General features: G+C 50.9%; 7 protein-coding genes. 3 read left to right on the top strand and 4 right to left on the bottom strand.

Annotation, left to right across the window (positions count from 1 at the left end):
• Positions 1-169: 169 nt before the first annotated feature.
• Positions 170-1,078, top strand: coding sequence for an alpha/beta fold hydrolase (locus H6F80_RS25820; protein ID WP_347277928.1), 909 nt, complete (start codon positions 170-172; stop codon positions 1,076-1,078).
• A 130-nt stretch (positions 1,079-1,208) separates the two neighbouring features.
• Here the strand turns inward: H6F80_RS25820 and H6F80_RS25825 are convergent, their stop codons facing one another.
• From H6F80_RS25825 to H6F80_RS25840, 4 genes are all read right to left on the bottom strand, one after another.
• Entirely contained in the window at positions 1,209-2,321 is a 1,113-nt protein-coding gene (locus H6F80_RS25825; protein WP_242067576.1) for a sugar ABC transporter substrate-binding protein, read from the bottom strand.
• A gap of 515 nt (positions 2,322-2,836) precedes the next feature.
• Positions 2,837-2,989: a hypothetical protein gene (locus H6F80_RS25830; protein ID WP_190794381.1), complete on the bottom strand. Its 153-nt coding sequence runs from the start codon at positions 2,987-2,989 to the stop codon at positions 2,837-2,839.
• Positions 2,990-3,011: 22 nt separating this feature from the next.
• Complete coding sequence (locus H6F80_RS25835) at positions 3,012-3,374, bottom strand: GNAT family N-acetyltransferase (RefSeq protein ID WP_190794382.1); 363 nt, start codon at positions 3,372-3,374, stop codon at positions 3,012-3,014.
• Between the two features lie 27 nt (positions 3,375-3,401).
• Positions 3,402-3,575: a PCP reductase family protein gene (locus H6F80_RS25840; protein ID WP_190794383.1), complete on the bottom strand. Its 174-nt coding sequence runs from the start codon at positions 3,573-3,575 to the stop codon at positions 3,402-3,404.
• A gap of 235 nt (positions 3,576-3,810) precedes the next feature.
• Here H6F80_RS25840 and glpK point away from each other — a divergent pair, with 235 nt between their 5' ends.
• Positions 3,811-5,334, top strand: a complete 1,524-nt coding sequence (gene glpK / locus H6F80_RS25845; protein ID WP_190794384.1) for a glycerol kinase GlpK — start codon at positions 3,811-3,813, stop codon at positions 5,332-5,334.
• Positions 5,335-5,563: 229 nt separating this feature from the next.
• Complete coding sequence (guaD, locus tag H6F80_RS25850; protein WP_190794385.1) at positions 5,564-6,904, top strand: guanine deaminase; 1,341 nt, start codon at positions 5,564-5,566, stop codon at positions 6,902-6,904.
• Positions 6,905-7,005: the final 101 nt, after the last annotated feature.

The raw sequence follows: 7,005 nt of genomic DNA on the forward strand, positions 1-7,005 counted from the left end.
TTGTCCTATCTTGAATTGTGGCAGGCAGAAAAAACTCTAGCAGAAGATATTGCAAAGTAACCGATATTTCGCGAATTTTCTAAAGCGGAACCAGATTAACCTAAGCTCTTATTAGGCTGGTGATTTAATATCAGGGCAGAAAAGTTCTTCAGCGTCTAGAGCAAGTGTTGTGTCACGATCTACCCCTACCTCGACTATCGGTGGTGCTGCCAGAGAGTACCACTGGAACTGGAAGAAAAAGTCCGTCACGATCGCCTATGAAGTGATGGGAGAGGGCAAACCGATTTTGCTCTTGCCTGCCCTCAGCAGCGTTTCATCGCGGGGCGAAATGCGGGGAATTGCTGAACGGCTTGCCCAGCAGTATCAGGTGGTGGCGATCGACTGGTTGGGCTTTGGCGAATCTTCCCGTCCGTTTTTGAACTACACGCCCCCGGTCTATCGGGCACTGCTGCGCGACTTTGTGCGATCGATGTTCTTGGAACCCGTGGTCGTGATTGCGGCAGGACATGGAGCCGGATACGTGATGGATCTGACCCAGCAGCCGAATCCGCCTTGGTCCTGGGTGGTGCTGGTTTCCCCTACGTGGCGCGGACCGCTGCCGGCTGCCTTTGGTGAGCATCGCTGGTTTTATAAGCTGCTTAAGACGATCGTTCGCCTGCCGCTGCTGGGACAGTTGCTTTATTTTCTGAATACGCTGCCGCCCTTTCTGGCACTGATGTATCGTCGCCACGTTTACGGCAACGGCAAAAATGTCACCCGGAAGCTCATTGGGCAGAAATGGCGCACGACGCAACGCTGGGGAGCGAGACACGCCTCGGTTGCTTTCGTTACGGGAGCACTGGATTCGGTTAAGAACCGCAGCAAATTTATGGACTACTTTCAGCCTTTGCCGCCCGTCCCGGTACTGATGGTGATCGGCGAACAAACGCCACCTAAATCAAGAGCCGAGATGGAAGTGCTGGCACACTTTACCGCTGTGCAGGTCTACCGGATGCCCGGTTCGCTTGGACTGCATGAGGAATATCCAGAGGAACTGATTGAGGGAATTTTGCCCTTTTTGAATAAGTATTTGTCCTAACGAATTCTGTAGCATGGGGACTGCCTTCCCCTATCCCCGCAGATGGTTTGAGCAGTGTTTCAAGTTTTACATCGCCTTTAAAAACGATGAGTGCCCCACCCGCAGATAAGACACTCACCGCACAAACGCTTTAGGAGCAAAGATCCTTACCCGCTCCTGTCGGCAATCCCTGGCAAACCTGTTCCTTAGTCAGGAAGCCATCTTTGATCACCGTGTCTTGAATATTACTGGCATCTACAAGCTGCGGCTTCGAGAGCGCAGAGAGAATTTGACCGCCCTCAGTCGTTTTCGTCGTCGCATTGGTCAACGAGGCAGTATCCGTGCCGTTGCTCAGAGCCGCCACAATTTGAGCCGCTGCTGTTGCAATATTAATGAGCGGCTTATAAATGGTCATGCTTTGATCGCCTGCCAGAATCGCCTGAATATTGGAGGCATTGGCATCCTGACCTGTCACCAGCACTTTACCGTTGAGGTTTTGGGCGCGCAGTGCGGCGATCGCTCCCGTCGAGAGAATATCGCTGGCAGCGTAGATTGCCTGAACGTTGTTTTTTTCGCGGGTCAGTACGCCTTCGGTGAGCGATTGCGCTTTTGCCAGATCCCAGTTCGGCGTGTACTGATCAAATACCAGGTTCAACTCCCCCCGATCGAAATACGGCTGCAGGACTTTCAGCGCACCCTCACGGAACTGCAACGCATTATTATCGGTGCGGGAGCCATTCAGCATTGCCACGTTTGCACCGCGCTTCAGTCCGTAGGCTCCTTTTTTATACTGATCGATAATGTATTGCCCCTGCATTTCACCAACGCGCACGTTATCAAACGAAACGTAGTAAGCAAGGTCATTGTCTTGAATCAGTCGATCGTAGGCAATCACCGGAACGCCAGTGGTTTTCGCGGACTGCACGATCGCCGAAGCTTTTTGACTATCGTTCGCACCAATTACTAAAATGCAGGCTCCTCGTGTTAAAGCGGATTCTGCCTGGTTTTGCTGGGCATCGGCGTTATTGTTGGCGTTTGCATATTGAATCTGAGCATCAGGAAGGGCCTTTTTGATTTCCTGTTCTAGCAGGGGGCGATCGTAGCTTTCCCAGCGGGTTGAAGTGTCAGTTTCGGGCAGCAAGATTCCAATATTCTTACAGCCCTGGGCAGCAGGAAACGCAGTCGAGGCGTTTGTGGTTGGGCGATTTTGATTTTGTGCCGTATTTCCGTTAGGAGCTGACGCATTTTGGCTACAGGCAGTCAACGCGTTGAAGAAAAGAAAGCTACCTAAGAAGAATGCAAAAAATCTACTTAAAGACTGATTTCTTCTAAACATAGGGGTATAGTTTTACGCGACGCGAGATATGAAGAGACGAAAGGGAGTTAAGTTTTTCTTCCTCTGGAAAAACCTATTAAAAACAACCCGAAATACTCTAACTTCAGAGCTTTTCATTATTCTTTAAGAAGCGTTTTACAAGAATAAAAATCCTGCGTTTTTCAATAGCAATTCAGCTTAGTCACTTCCGCTGAAAAAAGACATCATTCAGAATAAGGATAAACTGATTCCCATTCAATACAAGCCAGGTTCATGAAGTGATATTAAGCCTTGTAAAAGGATTGGCAAAAAATCTTTTTTGTGAAGCGATACTGAAATACTTAAATAAGTTATTTAAAACAAAATAGCAACTGCTCGCCTTTTCAGAGGGTGTTTTGAAACGGTGTGAAAGAACGGTGTGAAAGAACGGTGTGAAAGAGTGAATTGCCTCTTGTCGTCTGGCTTTAAGGCAGCGAAATTTGCTTAAACATCCACCTCGATCGCGGGCTTCCATCAGCAAAGAAGCGGCTGGTTTCCCTCATGTGATAGCCTAACCGATCGTAAAACAGCGCGTTTTCAGGTTGTGCCAGCCGATATTCTAGCCGCACCCAATTCACCTGATGTTCCTGAGCAAATGCCTCAACTTGCCTGCATTAATTGCCGCCCGATGCCCTGACGCTGATACTGGGGCAACACCGCCAATCGATGAACATAGACAAACGGCTGACACGCTGCGACATCGTTCCGCACCTGACACCGAACGCTGCCCCCAATCTGCCCTGCAGTTTCACAGAGCACGATGATTCCTGCGGCTAACTCCTGCGCGACATCGGCTTCGGTTTCCTGCCACAGGCTGCTGTAGGGAAGCCGATCGCGGTAGCCAGCATAGGCGATCTGGGTCATGGCATGAATCGCAGGCACATCGGCAGGCGCAGCATTGCGTAAAGTACCGACCTGGAGACAGCTACCTTCCTGGGAAACAGCAAAGCGATCGATCGTCATCTGTTAACCGTGTTTCTAGAGACCAAATCAGGATGAGCCAAATTTTTGCTTTGCCTGTTCGTAAACTTCCACGGTGATCTGCGTTAAGCCTGCGTCCTGAGCAAACTTCTCGATCTTTTTGCGAGCCGCCGGACGCACAAAAAACGGAACTTCCTTCAGGCGAGCTTCTGCTTCAGTCGTCCATTCGATCGCGCTACTCATAGGTTTTTAATCTGTTTCTAATCTTGGTGGTTCAGCGTTCGATTCATTCGTCTATTTACTCTACCCTGTTTCCCATTTCTCAAAAACGCTCACCCCTGCATAGGGCCGGAATTCATGCTTTGCACAATCGCATTTCTAAATCACATTCCTATTCCTAGACAGATAAAAATTATTCCTCGTCGCGCCCGATGTACAGTGAGAATACGATTTTGAGCATTGATTCTGAGTATTGCCTATGACCGCATCAGGCTACATTCTGGCGCTGGATTTAGGAACGACGGGCAACCGTGCCTTTGTATTTGATGCGACAGGGCAGATTGTCAGTCAGGCATATCGGGAACTCACGCAGCACTACCCGCAGCCCGGATGGTTAGAGCATGATCCGATCGAAATCTGGCGGACAACCTGTGAGGTAATGCGATCGGCGATTCAGCAGGCAAAGATTCACGCGAATCAAATTCAGGCGATCGGGCTAACGGTGCAGCGCGAAACCTGTCTGGTCTGGAATAAAACGACAGGAGAGCCGCTTCATCGAGCGATCGTCTGGCAGGATCGGCGCACGGCTGCCCACTGTGACGATTTGAAACAGCAGGGCTACAGCGCAGAGATTTTTGAGCGAACCGGGCTGGTGATTGATGCCTATTTTTCCGCCACGAAGCTTTCCTGGCTGCATCAGTATGTTGTTAAACCGTCAGGGATTGATGCGGCGAACGTTCTAGCCGGGACGATTGACACCTGGGTTTTATGGAACCTCACCGGGGGCAGAATTCACGCCACTGACGACAGCAACGCCAGCCGCACAATGCTGTATAACCTTGAAACGCGACAGTGGGATGCTGCTCTGCTCGATCTGTTTCAGATTCCCGCTCACTGGCTGCCGCGGATTCAGCCGAGTCTGAGTCAGTTTGGCACGATCGATCCTGGAATTCTAGGTGCAGCGATTCCTGTAACCGCAATTCTGGGCGATCAGCAGGCTTCTTTGTTCGGGCACGGGTGCGATTCTCCCTATCGCGGAGCTGCCCATCATTCGGGGCTGGTGAAATGCACCTATGGCACTGGCTGTTTTCTGGTTGCCCATACCGGTCAGGAGATTGTTCGATCGCCCCAGCAAATGATCGCCACGATCGCCTGGACTAAAGCTGATTCTGAAGCTTGCGGCTATGCGCTGGAAGGCAGTATGTTCACGACGGGAGCCTGCATTCAGTGGTTGCGCGACGGCATTCAGCTGATCCAATCCGCTGCCGAAACCGAGATGCTGGCTCAGCAAGTGCCGGACAACGGCGGCGTTTACTTTGTGCCTGCGCTGAGCGGCTTAGGTGCGCCTCACTGGGATATGACTGCACGGGGCGCATTTTTCGGGATTACAGGCGGCGCAAAGCGTCCCCATCTGGTGCGATCGGTGCTGGAGTCGATCGCCTTTCAGGTGAAAGAAGTAGTGCAGGCAATTCAAGAATCGGGCGTGTCGATCGATCGGCTCAGGGTAGACGGTGGCGCGTGTAACAATGATTTCCTGATGCAGTTTCAGGCGGATGTGCTGGGCATTCCGGTTGAGCGTCCCCTGGTGCAGGAAACGACCGTTCAGGGCATTGCCTTTGCTGCGGGTCAGACGATCGGCTTTGGTCAAGATTTCCAGACCTCAAGCCGTCAGGTCGATAGGGTGTTTGAACCTGGGAGCAGCTCTGCTCGTGCGATCAAATGTTTTGCAATCTGGCAAGAGGCAGTCAATCGGGCGAAACACTGGGAGCGAGCGAAGGATTAATTGGGGTGAGTGTCATCGCCTTCTTGAAAGGGATTCTATATTGGTATTTGGGTTAGAAGACGTTTGAGAAGTCTGAATTGTGCTCCGAACCACCCCCCAATTCTGAGGGAAACCGAGCCTTTCGAGGAGTTTCAAAGTCCCCCATTGATGGGGGATTTAGGGGGCAATGCAGGATCTCTGAGATTAATCAGCTAACCTCATCAAGGGGCAAATTATGCAGGCAAACCAAATGCAAACTTTCAGCAAAGCTAAAGCAATTCGGGGCGCGTTTTTAGACTTTGTAGGCGATCCGTTTTACGGCAACGAGCGGGACAGCGTTCGCTACCTCGAAGACGGGCTACTGGTGCTAAAAAACGGCAGCATTGAAGCCTTTGGAGCCTATGAAACGATCGCCCCCCGCTTCGAGGAAATTCCCGTTACGACCTATCCCGGTCAATTAATCATCCCCGGCTTTCTCGATATCCACGTTCATTATCCGCAAACCGAAATGATTGCCGCCTACGGGGAGCAGCTTTTAACGTGGCTGGAGCGATACACTTTTCCCACCGAGGCAAAGTTTCAGGATGCGGACTATGCCCGGCAAATCGCGACGTTCTTTCTGGATGAACTGCTAAAAAATGGCACAACCACGGCAGTCGTGCTGACTACAATTTTTCCGCAGTCGGTCGAAGTCCTGTTTGAGGAAGCCGATCGCCGCAATATGCGAATCATTGCCGGACAAATGTGGATGGATCGCAACGCGCCGGATTTTTTGCTGAATGATGCGATCGAGACTTATCACCAAAGCCGCGAACAAATTCAAAAATGGCACAATCGAGGACGACAGCTTTATGCGATTACTCCTCGATTTGCGATTACTTCAACAGAAGCCGGATTGCAGTTTGCCGGCAAACTAAAGGCAGAATTTCCTGATGTTTATGTGCATACCCATTTGTCGGAAAATGCACAGGAAATTGCATACACCTCGGAACTGTTTCCCAACACTAGCGATTATCTTGAAGTGTATGAGCAGTACGGCTTAGTGGGCGATCGATCGATCTTTGCTCATGGGCTGCATTTAAGCGAGTCTGAGTTTGAGCGGCTCTCTCAGGCAGGTGCAACGATCGCCTATTGCCCCACCTCGAATTTATTCTTGGGGAGCGGTTTGTTTAAGCTGCATCGGGCGAAGTCGATTCATTCTCCCGTGGGTGTGGGACTGGCGACGGATGTGGGTGGCGGCACTGGCTTCTCGATGCTGCATACCATGAGCGAAGCTTATAAAATTGCTCAGCTTCAGGGACAAAATTTATCTAGCTTTCAAGCCTTTTATCTGGCAACCTTGGGCGCAGCAAAATCGCTTTCGCTTGCAGAAAAGATCGGCAGTTTCGACCCTGGCAAAGAAGCCGATTTTACAGTGCTGGATCTCCACGCCACGCCAATCCTGGCACTCCGAAACGGAGCCGTTCCTGCCCGATCGCTGGATGTACTCGAGTCACAGCTTTTTGGCACGATGATGTTGGGAGACGATCGATCGATCGCGGCAACGTATGTAGCGGGTGAGCCAATTTATCAGAAGGCGGCAGCACAGTAGAAGCTTCTCTCTTGGGACGGGTCTAAACGATCGCGAATGTTCGCACAATAAAAAGGTTTCTGTTTGAGCGTCTTTTATGCACACTCGCCCCGGAATTCAGC

It is taken from the genome of Leptolyngbya sp. FACHB-711, from assembly GCF_014695615.1.
GTDB lineage: Bacteria > Cyanobacteriota > Cyanobacteriia > Elainellales > Elainellaceae > Leptolyngbya_A.

Excerpts from the sequence above, each read along its gene's own strand:
- H6F80_RS25835 (WP_190794382.1), bottom strand. The coding sequence starts at position 3,374 with ATGACGATCGATCGCTTTGCTGTTTCCCAGGAAGGTAGCTGTCTCCAG.
- H6F80_RS25840 (WP_190794383.1), bottom strand. The coding sequence starts at position 3,575 with ATGAGTAGCGCGATCGAATGGACGACTGAAGCAGAAGCTCGCCTGAAG.
- glpK (WP_190794384.1), top strand. The coding sequence starts at position 3,811 with ATGACCGCATCAGGCTACATTCTGGCGCTGGATTTAGGAACGACGGGC.
- guaD (WP_190794385.1), top strand. The coding sequence starts at position 5,564 with ATGCAAACTTTCAGCAAAGCTAAAGCAATTCGGGGCGCGTTTTTAGAC.